The organism is Clostridium pasteurianum (genome assembly GCF_001705235.1).
In the GTDB taxonomy this organism is placed as follows: domain Bacteria; phylum Bacillota; class Clostridia; order Clostridiales; family Clostridiaceae; genus Clostridium_S; species Clostridium_S pasteurianum_A.
Window position 1 is genome coordinate 3,389,411 of the sequence record NZ_MCGV01000001.1, and the last position, 20,571, is coordinate 3,409,981.

The 20,571-nt window shown below is 29.8% G+C and carries 16 protein-coding genes; 11 read left to right on the forward strand and 5 right to left on the reverse strand.

Annotation, left to right across the window (positions count from 1 at the left end):
• Positions 1 to 347: 347 nt before the first annotated feature.
• The 4 genes from hisS (at position 348) to BEE63_RS15225 (ending at position 5,616) form a co-directional block, all read left to right on the forward strand.
• Positions 348 to 1,652, forward strand: coding sequence for a histidine--tRNA ligase (gene hisS / locus BEE63_RS15210; protein ID WP_066022198.1), 1,305 nt, complete (start codon positions 348 to 350; stop codon positions 1,650 to 1,652).
• 906 nt (positions 1,653 to 2,558) lie between these two features.
• A complete protein-coding gene (locus BEE63_RS15215; protein ID WP_066022199.1) occupies positions 2,559 to 3,467 on the forward strand; it encodes a hypothetical protein in 909 nt (302 codons plus the stop codon).
• A 12-nt stretch (positions 3,468 to 3,479) separates the two neighbouring features.
• A complete protein-coding gene (locus BEE63_RS15220; RefSeq protein WP_066022200.1) occupies positions 3,480 to 3,938 on the forward strand; it encodes a hypothetical protein in 459 nt (152 codons plus the stop codon).
• A 370-nt stretch (positions 3,939 to 4,308) separates the two neighbouring features.
• Positions 4,309 to 5,616 carry a helix-turn-helix domain-containing protein gene (locus BEE63_RS15225; RefSeq protein WP_066022201.1) on the forward strand — a complete coding sequence of 436 codons (1,308 nt, stop codon included), beginning with the start codon at positions 4,309 to 4,311 and terminating at the stop codon, positions 5,614 to 5,616.
• Between the two features lie 244 nt (positions 5,617 to 5,860).
• On the opposite strand, the gene BEE63_RS15230 is transcribed toward BEE63_RS15225, so the two are convergent.
• Together BEE63_RS15230 and BEE63_RS15235 are read right to left on the reverse strand one after the other, a co-directional pair.
• Positions 5,861 to 6,412, reverse strand: a complete 552-nt coding sequence (locus BEE63_RS15230) for a TetR/AcrR family transcriptional regulator (protein ID WP_066022202.1) — start codon at positions 6,410 to 6,412, stop codon at positions 5,861 to 5,863.
• Between the two features lie 37 nt (positions 6,413 to 6,449).
• Complete coding sequence (locus BEE63_RS15235; protein WP_066022203.1) at positions 6,450 to 7,619, reverse strand: MFS transporter; 1,170 nt, start codon at positions 7,617 to 7,619, stop codon at positions 6,450 to 6,452.
• A gap of 635 nt (positions 7,620 to 8,254) precedes the next feature.
• Here BEE63_RS15235 and BEE63_RS15240 point away from each other — a divergent pair.
• Positions 8,255 to 8,860, forward strand: coding sequence for a LysE/ArgO family amino acid transporter (locus tag BEE63_RS15240; RefSeq protein ID WP_066022204.1), 606 nt, complete (start codon positions 8,255 to 8,257; stop codon positions 8,858 to 8,860).
• Between the two features lie 523 nt (positions 8,861 to 9,383).
• Positions 9,384 to 10,826, forward strand: a complete 1,443-nt coding sequence (locus BEE63_RS15245) for a PLP-dependent aminotransferase family protein (protein WP_066022205.1) — start codon at positions 9,384 to 9,386, stop codon at positions 10,824 to 10,826.
• Positions 10,827 to 10,932: 106 nt separating this feature from the next.
• Here the strand turns inward: BEE63_RS15245 and BEE63_RS15250 are convergent, their stop codons facing one another.
• Complete coding sequence (locus tag BEE63_RS15250; protein WP_066022206.1) at positions 10,933 to 11,514, reverse strand: TIGR00730 family Rossman fold protein; 582 nt, start codon at positions 11,512 to 11,514, stop codon at positions 10,933 to 10,935.
• Positions 11,515 to 11,596: 82 nt separating this feature from the next.
• Here BEE63_RS15250 and BEE63_RS15255 point away from each other — a divergent pair, with 82 nt between their 5' ends.
• From BEE63_RS15255 to BEE63_RS15275, 5 genes are all read left to right on the forward strand, one after another.
• The gene (locus BEE63_RS15255; RefSeq protein ID WP_066022207.1) at positions 11,597 to 12,127 is read left to right on the forward strand and encodes a cysteine hydrolase family protein; all 531 of its coding nucleotides are present in this window, start codon (positions 11,597 to 11,599) and stop codon (positions 12,125 to 12,127) included.
• A gap of 31 nt (positions 12,128 to 12,158) precedes the next feature.
• A complete protein-coding gene (locus BEE63_RS15260) occupies positions 12,159 to 12,812 on the forward strand; it encodes a TIGR00266 family protein (RefSeq protein ID WP_066022208.1) in 654 nt (217 codons plus the stop codon).
• Positions 12,813 to 12,985: 173 nt separating this feature from the next.
• Complete coding sequence (locus tag BEE63_RS15265) at positions 12,986 to 14,221, forward strand: exonuclease SbcCD subunit D (RefSeq protein ID WP_066022209.1); 1,236 nt, start codon at positions 12,986 to 12,988, stop codon at positions 14,219 to 14,221.
• Positions 14,196 to 17,693, forward strand: coding sequence for an SbcC/MukB-like Walker B domain-containing protein (locus BEE63_RS15270; RefSeq protein ID WP_066022210.1), 3,498 nt, complete (start codon positions 14,196 to 14,198; stop codon positions 17,691 to 17,693). The genes BEE63_RS15265 and BEE63_RS15270 overlap by 26 nt, the downstream gene beginning before the upstream one ends.
• Before the next feature lie 33 nt (positions 17,694 to 17,726).
• Positions 17,727 to 18,581 carry a putative ABC transporter permease gene (locus BEE63_RS15275; protein WP_066022211.1) on the forward strand — a complete coding sequence of 285 codons (855 nt, stop codon included), beginning with the start codon at positions 17,727 to 17,729 and terminating at the stop codon, positions 18,579 to 18,581.
• A gap of 573 nt (positions 18,582 to 19,154) precedes the next feature.
• Here the strand turns inward: BEE63_RS15275 and tnpA are convergent.
• Together tnpA and BEE63_RS15285 are read right to left on the reverse strand one after the other, a co-directional pair.
• On the reverse strand, positions 19,155 to 19,628 hold the full coding sequence (tnpA, locus tag BEE63_RS15280; protein ID WP_066021292.1) for an IS200/IS605 family transposase: 474 nt from the start codon (positions 19,626 to 19,628) through the stop codon (positions 19,155 to 19,157).
• 216 nt (positions 19,629 to 19,844) lie between these two features.
• A complete protein-coding gene (locus tag BEE63_RS15285; RefSeq protein WP_066022212.1) occupies positions 19,845 to 20,396 on the reverse strand; it encodes a helix-turn-helix domain-containing protein in 552 nt (183 codons plus the stop codon).
• Positions 20,397 to 20,571: the final 175 nt, after the last annotated feature.

Here is a 20,571-nt window from a genome sequence, read left to right on the forward strand (position 1 = left end):
TCAAGCGAAGTAATAGTATTTTGGGAACAATTTAAATAAAACTCAATAAGTCTTATTTCAAATTATAAAAAAACTTAGAAATTTTAATTTGTTTGAGCTTTTTCTCAGCGAGTTATTAAAATTTCTTAGCCTTTTTATAATTTGAAGTTTAGACTTATGAATTTTATTTAATGTTCTAAAATACTATTACTTCGCTTTATTATTGGTCAAATTGGTTAAAATTATTTATAATATATGGTGAATGCTATTTTATATATCAATTAAATATTGTATTATTATATTATTGCTATTTTAATGTTATTTGTAAAATTAAGTGATTTTATATATGGAAAGGAAGATTAATTATAATGAGTAACAAGATTAAGCCTTCGATTTTACCAGGATTTATGGAGCTTTTGCCAAATGAGCAGCTTATATTCAATGATATTGCTTCTAAAGTAACTGGTGTTTATGAGCAAAATGGATTTCTTCCTATGGATACTCCTGTAATTGAAAAAGAAGAAATACTTTTGGCTAAATCGGCAGGGGAAACTGAGAAACAAGTATATCGTATTGATAATAAAGATAGAAAACAAGTTTTAAGATTTGATTTAACTGTGCCATTTTCAAGATTTGCTGCACAGTATATGGGTGAACTTACATTTCCATTTAAAAGATATCAGCTTGGCAAGGTATATAGAGGAGAGAGAAACCAGAAGGGACGTTATAGAGAATTTTATCAGTGTGACGTAGATATTGTTGGAAATGGAAGCTTAAGTATAAAAAATGATGCTTTTGTAATAAGTATGGCTTCAAAGGCTTTAAAGAAGATAGGACTTAAAACCTATAAATTCCAGATAAGCAATAGAAAAATATTAACTGGAATATTAGAAGGACTTAAGGTTCAAAACATGCAGGAAGTTATGATTCTCATAGATAAATATGACAAGATAACTGAAGAGCAATTTCTTTCTGATTTAAATGAGCTTGTCGGAGAAGATAATGCTAAAATCATAGATAAGGTAATAAAGATAAGCGGTTCAAGCAGTGAAGTAGTTGAAGGTCTTAAAAATATAGATGTAAAAAATGAAATGCTTGATAAGGGAATAGAAGAAGTAGAAGAAGTCATAAAGTACTTAAAGTTATTCGGAGTAGAGGACAATGAATATGCAATAAATCTTAAGATAATAAGAGGTCTTGATTATTATACAGGTACTGTATTTGAGACTTTACTAACTGGAAATGAATCTTATGGTTCTATATGTTCAGGAGGAAGATATGATAATTTAGCACAGAATTATACTGCTAGTGTGCTTCCAGGTGTTGGAATGTCTATTGGTATGACAAGATTGTTCTTTGTGCTTAAAGAAATAGGATTTATAGATAAATACGAGAATGGTTTAAATGATAAATATTTAATAATACCTATTGGAGATACTTTTGAATACTGTTCTCACATACTAAAGAAATTACTTGAAAAAGGTAAAAATGCAGAAATGTATTTTGAAGAGGGAAAACTTAAGAAGAAACTTACATATGCAAATAAACTCAATATAAAGTATGTAATTTTAGTTGGTGAGGATGAAGTAAATAACGGTGAATTTGACATAAAAGATATGGTTACTGGAGAACAGAAGAAATTAAAGCTAAGTAGCATTGATTTGGAACATTAAAAAAATGTTATAAATCTAAGACTTAAAAATCGTAAAATCCTAAGATATTTCAATAACTCGCTGAAAAGATGCTCAGACAAATTGAAATATCTAAGTATTTTACGATTTTTAAGTCAAGATTTATAGCATTTTTTTAAATCGTTCCATAATCAATGCTACTTAGCTTAGGAGTAAAGCAAGGAAGAAATTCCTCCGTGCCTACGGAATTTTAATATTTACGGCTGATAATTTTGATATAAAAACTTATTTAAACTTCTTATAAAGAGAGAGTGCCTATTTGAAGTAAAGAAGGATAACGATCATATGCGGGGTTTGGGTCAAGGACTCATTATCCTTCTTAATTATCAATAGGCACTTTTTACATTATCACCAACAACTCCATATAAGCATTTCCTAAATTGTCCAAACCTCGTGTATGATAATATTCAAAACACTAAGTATTGTATGATTTTTTATCCAAGATTTATTAGAATTTTTTTAAATCGTTCCATAATTAATGCTACTTAGCTTAGAGGGTAAAGCAAGGAAGAAATTCCTCCGTGCCTACGGAATTTTATTATAAGTTGTGGATTGTGATAATGCACTAAATATAAATATTGTGAAGTGAAAATAGAAAAAGTTACATTCAGTATAGTTAAGAAATAAAATGCATATATGGTCTACCGGCGATAAGCCTTACAGTTTAATGAGCTGTAAGGCTTTTGCTTTTGAAAAATGATTTAAATTTAGAAAATTTTATTCTTATCATAATAATTTAATGTAAACTTTAATTAAATTCAAAAAATATTGATTTTAATAACTTTTAAATATATAATATCCATATAAATATAAAAATAGTAATTTATAAACATACATAATGTTATTTAAGATGTGTAATGCTTTATCGCATAATAGTGGAGTGAGAATATGACAGAAATAAAATTAGAGACAGATGAACTTAATACTTTAGCCAAACAAATGACAAATGAAAGTGAGGTTTTTAGTAAAAGAAATGATAAAATAGGGGATTATGCTGCTGAGCTAACAGTCAACTGTGCATTTGCTAGGTTAGGTAGAATTTATGATATGATAGAAGAAGTAAGTGCAATGGGTTCAAAGAGAGCTGATGAATTAAAAGAGCTTGCAAACAAGGCATTTAAAGTACAAGCTGATTTTACGAAGGCAGATCATAAGGTAACATCAATAAAATCATCTTCAAAAGTATTAACAAAGGATGAGGCAGAGAAGTATCTTGAAGGTGGTATTTTGGGCTCAGGATTGTATAGTAGCTATGATAAAAATATTAAAATATCAAAACTACCTAAAACTTTAACTTATAAGGATAAAGGACATACTTATGTATATAAATTACGTAAGCATATTGAAACTTTTTTAGGATGTAAACTTGCGTTTAATGGTGAGTATAATTATGAGCGCGTTTATTCTGATGAACCTAAAGTATCATATGGTATAATTTTTGGTGGTAAGGGAGAAGGTGAAGTTAATTCAAAAGAAATACTTTTAGATACTGCATCTTCTCATGACTCAGCTAGAAAAATATTAATAGATGAACTTGATTTAACAGGTAATTTTAAGAATGGTTCAAATTCATACCAAGGAAGATTAAAATCAAGTTATGGGTACAAAAAGCAAATAGGAAGACAATCTTTAGATGGAAAAGTTAGATGGAGATTAGATTTTGATGAGAAAATTGGAATACACTATAACATTGAAGACTTTAGCAAAGGAAAAGGAGTAAATGCAGTAAAAAAGATAATTCCAATTGATATATTAGAAAAAGAGTATAAGGAAATTATAAATTTATGGAATAAGTAGAGGTAATAAAATATGAATGAAAAAATAAAAAAAAAATATGATGAGTTGAAAAAGAAAAACAGAATAACTTCAATTCAAAAGGCATGGGAAAATAATGTCTTATTACAAGAGTGTTTAGAATCTACGGGGGGAAAACTTTTAAATTATGATGAAGGTAATAAGATATTAGAAAAGATACAGGTAAAAATTCCATTTAGATTAGATGGGAGAGTAGATTTTTCTAAATTTAAGTCTAAAAATAATATAAATACAATAGCTAGTATTAGTGAATTAATTAAAAACTCTACAGAGTTTTATGTAATGTGGGATGAGGTAAATTTACCATGTTTAAAATCTGAATTAGAAAATATTATTAAATTTATTGATGATGTTACGGCTGTTAGTTTTGACACATGGATAGTTTCTTCAGATTATAATACAATAATTGAATTCTACCATGATGGAGAAATAACGTTAGGCATTTTATCTTAAATAAGATGCAAAATTATAGTATATGTCAATGCATAAAAATTAATAATAATAGACTTCAGGTAAATTAATTTAAATAATGCAGCTAAAAGATGAAATGAATCAGTTCAAATTAAGTAGGCTGGTTCATTATTTTTTAGCAATTAATATATGCTGTAAATACATTATTCAAAAGGAATATACCCAAAATCAAATATAACATATTTACAAGATGGAAAATCTAATCAATATAGAATGATGTATATATAGTTCACATAATAGTGAAAATTAATAAATCTGAACTTAATTTTAAGTTTTTCGGTCTATTAACATATTAACCAATTAGTGGTACAATAGGCGTAAGTTAAATTTTTTACGGTTAGGAGTTTTAAGTATGGGAAGTTATGAGATACTGTCTATTGGAACAAAACTTAAAAACTTAAGAGAAAAATATAATGTAAAGCAGGAAGATATATCAGGTAAGGAGATAACTAGAAATCTGATAAGTCAAATAGAACATGGTAAAGCAAATCTCACTAAAAATGCTGCTGAAATTATATTAAAAAACTTAAAGAGAATTTGCGATAAAAATCATATAACAATTGATGAGAACATAGAATATTTAATGGAAGATGAAAAATCACAGGCTAATAGGATACTTGATAAATACATAAAAGAACTTAAGGATCTTTTTATATATAAGGATACAAGTTTTATTAATAAGTTAAATGATGCAGAAAAATTTTTAATGAAATGGAATTTTACAGATAAAAAAACAAGTATTTTTGAACTAGCAGGAGATTACTTTGCTAGTATAGAAGATTACTATAAAAGCTCTCTATATTATGAAAAAGCTAGAGCATTATTGGACATGTATAGTAACAATTCTTTAAGTATTTTAAGAAAATTATCCATGGTATATTTCTACGTTGGTAACTACGAACAGAATATAAAATGCTGTGAATTTGCACTTGACTGGTTTAAAGATATGAATGAAGAGTATCGCTGTATATTTTTATTTAACAGTACTTTATGCTATGATGAATTAAAAGAATATGATAAAGCATTGAGAAATCTTAATATTCTTGAACCAATAATTAAAGATGTTAATGTTGATAAATATTATGATGTACTTCTACAAGAAGCTATTTGTTTGCAGCACAAAAAAGAGTATGATAAAAGTTTAGAAATATATAACTATATACTAAAAATATTTTCAAGTAAAAATATTGAAAATTATGTTTTGGCACTCATTGATATGACACAGATATATATTGATCTTAACAAACCTGATATTGTGAAAAAGCATTTAAATTCAATAGTATCAATGATAGTTAATCTGAATAGTAGTTGCAAACATTATCCTGGTATTCATTGTGAAATAGGTAAAATATACAAAAGTTTAAATGATTTAAATAGTGCTGAAGAGTACCTTTTAAAATCGTTAACTTTAGCTAAAAAGCAAATATACTTCTATGTATTAAAGAATAGTATAAGCGAATTAATTGATATATACTTACAAAAGAAAGATACAGAAAAACTATCTAATATAAAAAATGAGTTCTTTATATTAACATCAATACACAATAAAATAGACAACAGTATTTTACTAAAATTAATAGAAGCTTATCTAAAAGTAGAAGATACAAGATCTCAACAAGAGGTAATTAATTTTTGTAAAAAATTTAATAAAGAGGTGTAATCTATGTTTATTAAAAGACACAAAATAGCATTTTTAGTAGTAATAGCAGTTGTAGCAGCTGTAGCAATAACTACAACTGGAAATACAATTGCTACAGAACCTGTACTTCCTTGGTAACATATGATAACGTTACCTTTATAATCCATTAAAATTTTAATTTTTACATAAGAATGCCAGATAATAAGTCAACTTATTATCTGGCTAATTCTATATTATATTGATGTTAATTCTGTGTTACTTCTAGTCATTTCCTTTGTATTCCATTAAATATTATTTTAATTACTTCTTCGATTGCTTCATGGCTGGTTAGTTTATTTGATATTAAAAAATCATAGTCTAGAAAGGTGTTACTTACCTCCTCAAACATTTTGCAGAGTATAGGTATATTTACATCTTCTTTTATAGTGCCGTTTTTAATTTCATTTTTTAATAAACTGTTCAATTCATTTACTTTAAAATCTTTTAAAGTTTTAAGTTTTTTCCAAGCTTCGGGATAAAGTAATTCAGTATCATTTAAAATTTTAATTGGTAACTTGTATTTATGGTCTGAGTACACTATGTCGTGAACTTTTTCTAAAAAACTTGTATTTTTATTTAGTGCGGTTACGACACTTTTCTTATCAGATTCAATTATAGAATTAAAATATTCTTCTACAATTTCGTCTTTACTTTTAAAGTATTTATATATGGTTTTTTTACTTATTTTAAGTTCTTTTGCAATTTCATCTAAAGTGAAACCTTTAAGACCATATAACTTTATTTTTTCTGCCGCTAAGTCTAATATCTTATCTTTCATATTTTCCTCCATATTATAGGGCTCACAAGGTTAAAACTTAATAATTGAACTGAGAACCCTTTAGGGCAATTAAAATTCCTAGAATTGAAGCTATTATAACAGAAATAATAACACCAGTTTCAGAAATTGTCCATATAGCACCTGCAAGTATTCCACCTAAAAATGAACCTATATATTGAAATGAATTAAAAACACCATTTCCAGTTCCACGGCAGTTTTCATCTATAACATCATTGGCATTATTTGCTGTCAAGGTTGCTAGACATACATATCCGCACATAAAAAGTATGGTGCCAGTTAAAAGATAAATAAAATTGTTACTTTTAAAGTACAAAAGATTTCCTATTAGTATAATTAAAAATGAAATCACTATAATCGATGATGTTTTTCTGTTTTTACATATCTTTATAGAAATTTTCATGAAAAGTATAGCTAAAATTATTGATGGGAAAAATACTTTCCACATTCCATATTCGCCAGTTACTTTGTGAAGCAGGAATGGAAGAAAATAAAATACTGATACCATAATAAAGTTATTTATGAATGCACATAAATTTGAACATATGAAACTTTTACTTTTGAATAAAATTTTAAAGTCATGACTTAATGATGATATCTTTTTATTTTCTTTAATTGATTTGTCCTCTTTTAAGAAAAATAGTATATAAAGACAATTTACAAATAATATAATCGAACATATTAAAAACATTTTATCCACACTTACAAAGCTATTTGCCACGGGTCCTATTGCAAAAGATATGGCCGCAAAAACTGCTATGAATGAGCCAAGTATTCCTATAGCATTTATTCTGTTATTTTCTGTTGTTGAGCTAAAAACCCAGGAATAAGCAGAACCTATTATGGCACCACTTCCTTGAAGAAATCTTGCAAATATTAAAACATATATATTTCTAGCAAAGTAAGCCACCAGAAGTCCTATGACAACCTGCATCAAACCCATTAGTACAACAGGCTTGTTTCCAATTTTATCACTTAATCTTCCATAAGGTATTTGAAATATTGCCTGAGCAATACCAAAAGCACCTAAAGATACTCCAGCAAGAAAGGATGTATTATACGCAAGAGTTTTGCTGTAAGTAGAAATAAAAGGCATTACTAGAGTCATAGACATCTGTCTTATTCCTAGAGCAAGACTTATCATTATTATAAAAGAAAGTTCTTTTTTACTTAAAGTTTTTTGTTTCATTTTAGTATCCTCCATTATAAACTCAGGAAACTAAAAAAGTATTTATAGTTTCCAAAGATATAATACTGCATCTGTATAACTATGTCAAGGTGATTAAGATATGGTTGGTATGGATTTTTAAGATATGGTTGCAGACAAGATATAAAAGTCTAGATATGATTAAAGGGAAACCATGCGAAACTTAAGGTTATACATGTATCAAAATGCTAGCATCAAAGCATTATGGTACATGCATAACCTTGTAGTTGAGCTGGTTTCCCTAAAGGGGGTTGGGGCGAAAATTGAATTACGCATTAACCTTCTTTTTATCAAAATGCTAGCATCAAAGCATTATGGTACATGCATAACCTTGTAGTTGAGCTGGTTTCCCTAAAGGGGGTTGGGGCGAAAATTGAATTACGCATTAACCTTCTTTTTATCAAAATGCTAGCATCAAAGCATTATGGTACATGCATAACCTTGTAGTTGAGCTGGTTTCCCTAAAGGGGGTTGGGGCGAAACTTAAATTACACATTAACCTTCTTTTTACCAAAATGCTAGCATCAAAGCATTATGGTACATGCATAACCTTTAGCTAAGCTGGTTTCCCTAAAGGGTTGATAGGAGAAAATCAAGTTCTTTATTGGAGGAATATTATGATTAAATATTATATTGATGGCTTAATACTTGGAATTACATACCTTGCACCAATTGGCATGCAGAACCTTTATGTAATTAATTCTGCTATAAGAAATAAAAAGTTAAGAGCATATGAGGTTGCAGCTGCAACAATTATTTTTGATATATCACTATGTATTACGTGCTTTTTTGGTATAGGTTCTATTTTAGAAAAGTCTAATGTCGTAAGAAAAATTGTTCTTTTAGTAGGCTGCATTGTAGTTGTATTCATAGGAATAAAGCTTTTAAGGGAGACACCTGAGATCAATGAAGAGGTTCATGAAGATGAAAGTTTAGTAAAAAGTATTCTTACATGTTTTACAACCACATGGTTTAATCCTCAGGCAATTATAGATGGTTCTTTGCTTTTAGGTGGGTTTAAAATATCAATGTCATATTCGGCTTCACATATTTTTATTTTAGGGGTATGTACAGCTTCTATTTTATGGTTCACAGGTATTACAACCTTTGTGTTAAAATTTAAATATAAACTTAGTAAAAAAGTACTTAAAATAATTAATATTGTATGCGGTATAGTAATTATTTATTATGGATTAAAATTAGGAATGAGTTTTTTGAAATAAAGCGCAGTAACAGTATTTTGGAACATTAAATAAAGCTTATAAGACTAAGCCCAAAATAATGAAAACCCTAAGAAATTTTAATAACTCGCTGAAAAAAACCTCAAACAAATTAAAATTACTAAGTTTTTTCATTATTTTGGGCAAAGTCTTATTGAGCTTTATTTAAATTGTTTCCAAAATACTGTTACTGCACATAGGGGGAAAGGCAAGGAAGATTTTCTTCTGCTTTGCTACCGGAAATCTAAATTAAAAGTTTGTATGTGGTTAAGCTTTTAATAATGAAAATCCTAAGAAGTTTTAATAACTCGCTGAAAAGCTGAAAAAAGGCTCAAACAAATTAAAATTTCTAAGTCTTTTTATAATTTGGAACAAGACTTATTGAATTTTATTTAAACCGTTCCCCAAATACTATTACTTCTCTAAAAATAAAAGCAAGGTAAATTTTTCTCCGCGTTTTACTTTGCAATATTTATATTAGTGCATCCCCTTTTCCATAATGTTTCAAAGATTGGAGGCGAAATGTATGGTTAATATTGATTGGCAGCCAGACAAGAATTGCAGCACACCTTTATATAGGCAGATTATAGATTATATAAAAATGAAAATAAAAAAAGGGGAATGGATAGTAGGGGACAAACTTCCTTCTCAAAGAAAGCTTTCTGAAATTTTTAAAGTAAATAGAAGTACAGTTGTAGAGGCTTTAGATGAACTTAAGGCAGATGGACTTATAAATGGTAAAAATAAAGGTGGAACTAGTATAACGAATAACACCTGGTCATTAATGACTGAAACAAGTACTCCAAACTGGAAGAATTACATAGAGAGTGGAGTGTATAAGCCAAATTTTCATACCATTCAAGTTATAAATAGATTGGAATGGGATGATAATATTATAAGACTCAGTACAGGGGAGCTTTCAAAAGAGCTGTTTCCAACTGAAGCTATGAAAAAGGTTTTTATGTCGTTAGCCAGAGAAACAAAGTCTTTAGGTTATGAAATGACAAAAGGTTCTTTAGAGCTTAGAGAGGAAATAAGTAAATACGTTAAAAAATTTGGAATAGAAGCGTCTCCAGAATCAATTTTGATAGTTTCAGGTTCTCTTCAGGGACTTCAGCTAATATCCATGGGACTTTTAGATTATGGCTCTACGGTAATAGTGGAGAAGCCATCATATATAAAATCGCTTCACGTTTTTGAAGCAAATGGAATGAATTTAAAAGGAATACCTATTGACAGAAATGGAATTATGGTTAATCAAATAGAAAAGAATATTGGAAAGGAAACAGCTATATTATATACTATTCCAACTTTTCATAATCCTACGGGTACGGTTATGTCATACGATAGACGTAAAGAGCTTTTAAGGTTGTGTTCAAATAATAGACTTCCAATTATTGAGGATAATGCTTATGGAGAATTATGGCTTGAAAAAAGTCCTCCTAAAACTTTAAAATCCATGGACAAGAATGGTGTAGTTTTGTATTCTGGGACAGCATCGAAATCACTGGCAGCAGGAATGAGAATAGGCTGGCTAATAGGTCCTGAAGCTGTTATTGATAGACTGGGCGATGTTAAAATGCAGACAGACTATGGAGCAAGCTCTCTTTCACAAAAAGCCTTTCATATATGGCTTAAAAGTGGGTTATATGAGGAATATGTGAAGAGCTTAAGAAGAAAACTTAAAATTAGATGCAACATAACCTTAGAATTTATGGAAAAGTATTTTCATGGTTTAGGAACTTTTGATGTTCCTAAGGGTGGTTTTTATATATGGTTAACACTTTTTAAGAAAATTGACATGAAAAAATTATTTTACTTATCATGTAAAAATGGAGTCCTCATAAATCCGGGATATATATACGATTTTAATAAAAATTACAGCATAAGAATATCCTATGCATATGCTTCAATGGAAGAAATAGAAAATGGATTAAAAAAACTTTCTGAAATAATAAGAACGCTATAGACGATAAAAAGAATTAAGAATGAAGAATTAAAAATGATGGTAACTTTTTCTCAGTTTTACTACGAAAAATTTCTAAACGTATAACTACAATTCTTAATTCTTAATTTTATTTCGTTTCATCAATATTCTTGCTGCCAAGTACAGGTGGATTATAATTTTTCATTTTTTCTATGAGATCATATGGGTCAGTTGAGACTAATAATAGTTTGAGATTTGTTTCTCTCATAAAACCGGCACTGCAAGTGTTTTTTAGCATTGTAATAATTGGGTCAAAATAATTTGATATGTTTAAAATCCCTATTGGCTTTTTATGAAGTCCGAGCTGTGCCCAGCTTAAGGTTTCAAAAAGTTCTTCATATGTTCCAAGTCCACCGGGTAGAGCTATAAAGCCATCTGAAATATTCATCATCATTTTTTTCCTGTCGTCCATGTCATGAGTTTCTATAAGATTTGTTATATTTTTATTTCTCATTGTGTCTGAAAATAAGTTTTTAGGTACTACTCCAGTTACGTGTCCATTGTTTCTAAGTACTGTATTTGAAACTTCTCCCATAAGGCCTACATTTGAGCCGCCGTAGACTAATTCTATTTTATTTTCTGCTAAGGCTTTTCCTAAAATAACTGCTGATTTTTTATATTCAGGATCTTTGCCTAAATTTGATCCTGAGTAAACGCATATTTTGTTCATATAATACCTCCGTAAAATACTATTTTATATTAATTATTATGGTAATATAATTATATATAAAAATAAAGAGGGGTGTATACATATGAAAGGTAAAACTGTATTAGTTGCTATAGATGTACAGAATGTCATGTTTTTTGGAGAAGAGGGCATGGTTTATAATGAGGATAATGTTCTTAACAATATTTTAAAGCTTTTAAGTAAGGCAAGAGAGAGTAAAACTCCAATAATATTTATTCAGCATACAGACAAAGAAGGAAAACTTAAAAGAGGAATGAAAACATGGGAGCTTAATGAGAAATTATCTCCACGTAAGGAAGAAGCAATAGTAGAAAAGGCAAGCTGGGATGCTTTTTACAATACTAAGTTTGAAGAGGAATTAAGAAGAATAAATGCTGATAAAATTGTGTTCTGTGGAATGCAAACTGAATTTTGTCTGGATACTACCTGTAGAAGTGCATACAGCAGAGGATATCACCATAATATTTTAGTTAGTGATGCACATACAACTTTTGATACAAATGTACTTGAAGCTAGAAAAATTATAGAACATCACAATAATACTTTAGGTGGAAGATTTGTAACGCTAAAGAAGACTGAAGAAATTGAGTTTTAAATGTAGTTAGAAAATTAAGGGAGGGAATGTTATGTCAGTAAGTTATGAATTATTGTATGGAGATACTAACAGGTTACTAAAAATTAAAGCACAAGCTGGGGATAAATTTATTGTAGAAGCAGGAGCTATGGCTGCCATGAAGCCTGTGTTTAAAATTAAATCAAGAGCTGGAAGTGTGGGGAAAGCTATAGGAAGGCTTTTTGCAGGAGCATCTGCTTTTTTACAGGAATATACTGCTACAGAAGAAGGTGAATTATTAATTGTACCTAAATATTTAGGTGATATCAAGGTTGTTAATATGGATGGCTCTGTAAAGTATAGACTTGGAAAGGCAAGCTTTTTAGCAGCTACAGATAATATAAATCTTAACATAAAGTCAGCAGGAGGAAAGGGATTCCTATCAGGAGAAGGCTTTATTCAAATTGAAGCAGAAGGAGTAGGAGATTTATTTTTGAGTGCTTATGGGGCTATACATGAAATAAATCTTGAAAGTGGTGAAGAGTATATAATAGATACTAATCATCTTGTACTCTGGGAAAGCACCATGGACTATAGTGTTGAGCTATTAAATGGTCTTGTTGGCTCGATTACAGGTGGTGAGGGATTAGTTTGCTATTTTAAAGGACCAGGTAAAATATTTATACAGACTAGGGATCCGTCTAAAATGCCAACTAAAAAGGAATAAATGCAGGGCTGCCATACTAAAGAATTGGTAATTCATGATTGCTTCGTAATATTTATAAATTATGAATTATAAATTTTTAGCTTGACAGCCCATTTTTAGAATTGACCAGTACTTCTTATGATATAATTATAAATAATATGTATGTGTTATTTTTGAGAATAAGGAGGTTAATTATGAGAATTTTACATACTTCCGATTGGCATTTAGGAAAAAACTTAGAAGGACACAGCAGAATGGATGAGCAGGAAGCTTTCCTTTCTGATTTTATAAATATAGTTGAAGAAAATGATGTTGATCTTGTTGTTATTGCAGGTGATATATATGATAATTATAATCCACCGGCAAGAGCTGAAACGATGTTTTATGATACTTTAAAGAAAATATCTCGAAATGGTGAAAGAGTAACTTTAATTATAGCTGGTAACCATGATAATCCAGAAAGACTTGTGGCAGCAGAACCTCTTGCAAGAGAGCACGGTATAATAATGGTTGGAACTCCTAAAACAATAGTTCAAGCAGGAAAATATGGTAAGCATGAAGTCGTAAATTCAGGAGAAGGTTTTATAGAACTAAATATAAAGGGTGAAAATGCTGTAATTTTAACCCTGCCATATCCTAGTGAAAAAAGATTAAATGAAGTTTTATATGATGATATGGACAGTGAAGAGGAAAAAGCAAAATCCTATGGTGAAAGGATAAAGGAGCTTTTCAGTAAGTTAAGCGTTAATTTTAGAGATGATACTATAAATATTGTAGTTTCTCATTTGTTCACAATGGGCAGTGAAGAGGGAGGCTCTGAGAGAAATGTTGAGCTTGGAGGTAGCTTTATTGTGGATGGAAACTGTTTTCCTAAGAAGGCTCAATATATTGCATTAGGGCATGTACATAAACCACAAATTGTACCTGGAAGTCATGGAAAAGCTAGATATTCTGGATCGCCACTTCAATACAACAAAAAAGAAATAAATTTTAAGAAGAAATGCTTTGTTGTTGATGTTAAAGCTGGGGAAGAATGCAGTGTACGAGATGTGGAATTTAAAGTTTATAAACCTATAGAGGTGTGGAAATGCAATGGAGTGGAAGAGGCTATTGAAAAATGCCAAGAAAATACAGATAAAGATTCATGGGTATACATAGAGATAAAAACTGATAGTTATATAGGCGAAGAGGAAATGAAAGCCATGAAGACGGCTAAAAAGGATATACTTGAAATTTTGCCTAAGGTAGATATTAGTGATGATGAAACTATAGATATGTCAAGCTTTAAGGAAAAGCCTTTTAAAGAGGTTTTTAAGGAGTTTTATAAAAAAGAAAGAAATGTTGATCCAGATAAAGAGGTTGTCGACTTATTATTATCAATTGTAAATGAAGGTGAGAAGGAAAATGAAACCGATAAAAGTCAAGATTAAAGGATTAAATAGTTTTGAAAAAGAGCAGGAAATTGATTTTAATAAGCTTATTGAAAAAGGGTTATTTGGAATATTTGGCCCTACGGGAAGCGGAAAGACAACTATACTTGATGCTATAACACTGTCACTTTATGGTGAGGTAGCAAGGAAAAGCACAAACTTCATGAATATCAATTGTAACAGCCTTAATGTAAGCTTTGAATTTCAGATGTCAGGAAAAGAAATAAAGAGGTACAAAGTTGATAGAGAATTTAAAAGGGATAACAGAACCGGGAAGATTAAAAGTAAATCTGCAAAAATAGTTGATATTACGGAAAATGATGCAGAAGTTTTAGAAGAAGGCGTTAGGGGCGTAAATGAAAAGTGTGAGGAGATACTGGGCCTTAGTTTGGAGGATTTTACTCGAACAGTTGTACTTCCTCAGGGAAAATTCAGTGAGTTTTTAAAGCTTGAAGGCAAGGAAAGAAGAAACATGCTTGAAAGATTATTTAATCTTCAGGAATATGGGGATGAACTTTCTTTTAAATTAGGAAGAAGGATAAAAAAAGAAAGAGAAAAAGAAAATGTGCTTATGGGTCAATTAAAAGGATATGAGAACGTAAATGATGATGTTCTTAAGGAAAAAAAGAATGCATTTAATGAAAACAAAAGTTTACTTTTAAAAGCTTCTGAGGAATTAAGCAAGACAGAGGAAGAATACAATGAAAGCAAAGAACTGTGGAAGCTTCAAATTGAAATGCAGGAAAAAGCTTTAATTTATAAGGAACTTAGGGGAAGAGAAGATGAAATAAAGGATAAACAAAAGCAGATTCTGTTATGTGAAAGTGCTTTAAAAGTTAAGCCGTATATTGACAATTATGAAAATACTCTTCAGCAGATTGAAAAGTTAAATAGTGATATTGAAAAGCTTAAAAGGAATATGGAGCTTATTTTGGTAAGTAAAAATGATATAGCAAAAAAGCTTGAACTTGCTAAAGATAATAAGGATAATAAATTACCTGAAATTCTTCTTAAAAAGCAAAAGGTTATGGATGCTATAGAAGAAAAGAAATTAGTAGATGGTATGCTTAAGGAGAAAGGGAGACTTGAGTCAAATATAAAAGAACTTTCCATAAGGTTACAAACCAAAGAGAAAAATATAAATCAAAATATAAATGATATAGAAAATTTAAAAATTAACATAGCAGATGGTGAAAACAAAGTAGAAGGTCTTAAGTTTTCAGAGGAATATAAAAGAGAAGTTAATGAAGGATTGTTTTTGTCACGTGATTACGGAGACAAAATTAAGCAGAAGACTAAAATTGAAGCTGAAGCTAAAAGAATTTATGAAACGGTTAAAAATGTTGAGAATAATAGTATAGATCTATCCCAAAAGCTTCAGCAAAATAAAATTGAATTAGAGAAGTGTACGGAAAGATTAAATACTTTAAGTGAAAAATTTCCGGATGGAAGCAATTTACTTTTGAGTTTTCAGGAAAAACTTAATGTCTCAAGAGATAAATGGAGTAAATACAGAGAATATAATAATAGTTTAAAAGATAGTATAAATAATTGTGAAGAACTGAGAAATAAGCTAAGTATAAAAAAAGCTAAAAAAGATGAACTTAATGACAGAATAAATGACATGGACAAAAAGATAAGTGAAATAGAAAGACAGAATATGGCTCGTATTTTAAGAGAAAAACTTCAGGATGGTGAGCCGTGTCCAGTATGTGGTTCTGTTCATCATATTAAAGGTCATATGGAATATGAGGTTAAGTCCGATGATTTGGATGGTTTAAAAGATAAACTTAATGAATATAAGAAAGAGTATGATGGAGCAACTCAGGATATAGTAATACTTGAAACTAAAATTAAAGCAGAAGAAAAAAATGAAAATGAAATCAAGGATAAAATACTGGCGCTTGGAGAAGAATTTAAAGAAGTACCATTAGATGTTTTGGAAAACGAATTTAAAAATTTAAAGGATGAAACAAATAAAGTTAATATAGAAAAATCAGAGCTTGATAAGAAAATAAAGCTTTTAATTAAAACTTCAAATAAGCTTGAGGTGGAATATCAAAAAGAAGAAACTGTAAAAACTCAAGGGGAAAATCAAGTATTAAATTTAAAGAATGAACTAAAAGAGACAGATGCCAAAATTAAAGAGGTAAAGATTTCTCTTGATAATTTAAAGGAAGAATTAAAGATAGAGGATTTTAGTGTGAAAAGCAATGAAATACTCCAAAAGGAAAAGCTTAAAGCTCAAATAGAAAATGAGATAAAGTGTTTTAGAGATGGTTTGAATAGAAAGCAAACTGAAAAAGAAAAAATGCTTGAAGTTGTTACAAATTTAAAAGAGCAATTTGGTAAAAATAAAGCGGAGTTATCGGAAAAGAACAACAGCATAAATGAAAAATTGGAGGCTATAAAAAATAAGGTTGGACATGAGGAAGATCTTTGCAAGCTTAAAAATACAATAGAAAGTAGCATTAAGAAAATTGAGGAAGAATACGCTTATTTTGATAAAGAAAAAAGCATTATTGAGGAGAAGTATAACAAATGTAATGGCAGTATAATAGAATGTCATGGAAATTTGTGGGGCCTTAAGGATAGAAAAATTAAGGACATTGAAAAATTAAATTCTTCTTTAAGAGAAGAAAATTTTAAGGATGTAGATGAGGCTAAGAAAAGTTATACCTATAAGAGCAAAATTAATGAAATGAAGCTTGAAATAGAAAAATATAAAGAGGAAATTTCTAAAACTAGTGGAGCAATTGAAATTTTAAGCAAAAAAATTGACGGCAGAAATTTAACAGAAGAAAGATGGATTGAAATTCAAAATAGCAAAAATGAAAAATACTCTAAAGTTAAAGCTATTGAAGAGGCAAAAATAAAACTTGAAGAAGAAATTAAAGGTATGGAAATTAAGCTAAGTGAGCTTCATGAGCTATTAAGTAAGCAGAAGGAGTTAGAGCATAAATTAAGTCTTTTAGATGACCTTGAAAAATTATTTAAAGGTAAAAAATTTGTTGAATTTGTTGCTTTAAATCAGTTAAAATATATATCAATTGAAGCATCAAAACGCCTTAAAGAAATTACAGGTGGAATTTATGGTCTTGAGGTAGATGAAAATGGAAAGTTTATTATAAGGGATTATAAAAATGGAGGAGCTAAAAGGGATGCCTCGACTTTGTCTGGTGGAGAAACTTTTGTAACATCATTAGCATTAGCACTTTCACTGTCAAATCAGATACAGTTAAAGGGAAATGCACCACTTGAATTATTCTTCTTAGATGAGGGCTTTGGTACTCTCGATGACAATCTTCTTGAAGTGGTTATGGATTCTCTTGAAAGAATTCACAGTGATAGACTTTCTATAGGAATAATAAGCCATCTTGAATCAATAAAAGAGAGAATGCCGGTAAAACTTATAGTAACTCCTTCTGAGGCAGGTATGGGAGGAAGCAAAGTAAAAATAGAAGTAAACTAATGTTAAAGGATTTAAAATACAAAGGAGTAGTATATGCAGAACATAATGTTTTTTAATATATCATTGTACGAAGCAATATTTTATTTTTCAATCTATGCATTTTTAGGATGGTGCCTTGAGGTAGCATATGCTGCTTTTAAAACTGGAGGCTTTGTAAACAGGGGATTTTTAAATGGGCCAGTTTGTCCTATATACGGTTTTGGAATTGTCATGATTATAATTATTCTTGATCCAATAAGAAATAATCTGGTGCTGCTTTTTATATTTGCTGCCATTATTACATCTGCTCTTGAATATCTTACTGGGTTTGTACTTCAAAAGGCATTTCATCATAGATGGTGGGATTATTCAAACGTGCCCTTCAATATAAATGGATACATATGTCCTCAATTTTCACTAATATGGGGTGCAGCAGGGGTTTTTGTAATAAAAGTTGTTCATCCTGTAATTTATGATATAGTGAATTTACTGCCACGTTTAGCTGGCAACATTATTTTAGCAGTAATAGTGATATCATTTTTAATAGATTTATGTTCAGCTGTTCAAACTGTATTGAAGTTTAATAGAAGACTTAAGATGATCGATGAAATATCTAACAAAATGAGGAGTAGCTCAGATGCTTTAGCCGAGGAAATATCTAAGAATACTATAGAATTAAAGAAGATATATAATGAAGATTCTGTAGAATTTAAAAAGAAACATGAAGCTCAAATACTTGAAATTAAGAGCAAATATGAAAGCGAGCTTATGAAGCTTAAGGAAAGTTATGCTAAAATAACAGCACCGAGAAGTATACTTCACAGGAGAATAATTAAGGCTTTTCCTAATATAAAATCTACAAATTATTTTGAAGCTCTTGAAAAATTGAAGGACATTGTTTTGAAGTAATAGTATTTTGGAACATTAAAAAAATATGTGCAGTAACAGTATTTTGAAACATTAAATAAAACTCATAAGACTAAGCCCCAAATAATGAAAATACTAAGAAATTTTAATAACTCGCTGAAAAGAAGCTCAGACAAATTAAAATTACTAAGTCTTTTGATTATTTGGGGCAAAGTCTTATTGAGTTTTATTTAAATAGTTTCCAAAATACTGTTACTGCACATATAGGGTAAGGGCAAGGAAGATTTTCTTCCGCTTCGCTCCCGAAAATCTGAATTAAAAGCTTATACGGGGTAAGCTTTTAATAATGAAAATCCTAAGAAATTTTAATAACTCGCTGAGAAAAAGCTCAAACAAATTAAAATTTCTAAGTCTTTTTATAATTTGAAGCAAGACTTATGCGCTTTATTTAAATCGTTCCAAAATTCTATTACTTCAAATTAGAATAAAGGCAATCATAACCACCGGCTTAGCCGGTGGTTTGCTCAGCCCTGTAAGGGCATATTACTGGCTGGGCTAAAAGCCCTCTGAATGGTCTGCCACTCGCATGTTTTCCCATGCAGTCGCTAAAGCGACTTATTTTTTCTTCTTTACTGATTCACCGGTGAACGGATCAACAAGTTCTTTTATACTCATCTGTTCATATGCCAAATCCTCTTGCAATTGATTTTTTATATACTCCTGTATTTTCTTTTTGTTTTTCCCAACTGTATCAACATAGTATCCTCTACACCAAAACTCCCTGTTTCCATATTTGTACTTCAAGTTTGCATGCTGATCAAATATCATTAAACTACTTTTACCTTTCAAATATCCCATGAAACTTGATACACTTATTTTAGGTGGTATTTCTACTAGCATGTGTATATGATCTGGACAAGCTTCTGCTTCTATTATTTGCACGCCCTTCCATTCACATAACTTTCTTATTATTTTTCCTATATTGTTTTTTATTTTACCGTATATTATTTGTCTCCTATATTTAGGTGCAAACACTATGTGATACTTGCAATTCCATGTCGTATGAGATAAACTATTTGTGTCTTTCATTAGACATCCTCCTATGCTTTTATATTTGCGGTTGGCTAGACCTGCATTTATTTTAACATAGGAGTTTTTTTCTACTCAACGGCATAAGCCTTTTTTCTTCCACTTGCTTAGCAAGTGGTTTCCTTTGTTACACAAAGAGGATTTTCTTCCGCTTCGCTCCCGAAAATCTAAATTAAAAGTTTATGTAGAGCTAAACTTTTAATAACAACCATAGCTTTATAATGGGTAGTAATTTATAATGGTCATTCTAATCATTTGGGAACCTTTATTTATGTAAGTATGTGTTTTAGAAGCATCAAAGAAGATAGAGTCTCCAGGGTTTAAAATGTAGTTTTGATTATTAGTGTTTAGTGTTAAATCTCCATCAAATACAATTATGTATTCCTTGTCATTTTTTCCATGTGAGTCTGAAGTATAAGAACTGTTTCCATCAAGTTCTACGGTGAATATCTCGAAATTTCTATCACCCTGAGCAGAGAATGAACAGTAAACCCTATAATGCCCATCTTCACTACACTGTTCTATGGTATTTTCTTTTTTTACAAAAACCACTTCATTTGAAGGTTCATCTATAAGGGATGTATATGGTACTTTAAGACCATTTGCTATCTTCCAAATTGTATTTATAGTTGGATTTGATTCTTCTCTTTCAATTTGTCCCAGCATAACCTTACTTACGCTGCAAAGTTCTGATAATTTACTTAAACTTAAATTTCTTTCTTTTCTAAGCCTTTTAAGATTGGCGGCAATTACATTATTGAGATTCATTAAATTTCACTCCTTGACAAATATAGCGTACGATTGTACAACTATATTGTATTATGTCACATTTATATTATAACATACAGAAAAATCCTAAACAATTGTGGCAAGTCATTTTGAGGTCCAAATAACATCATGAAAAAGTATGAATTTTAAATTACATTTTGAATTTTGTCCCTTG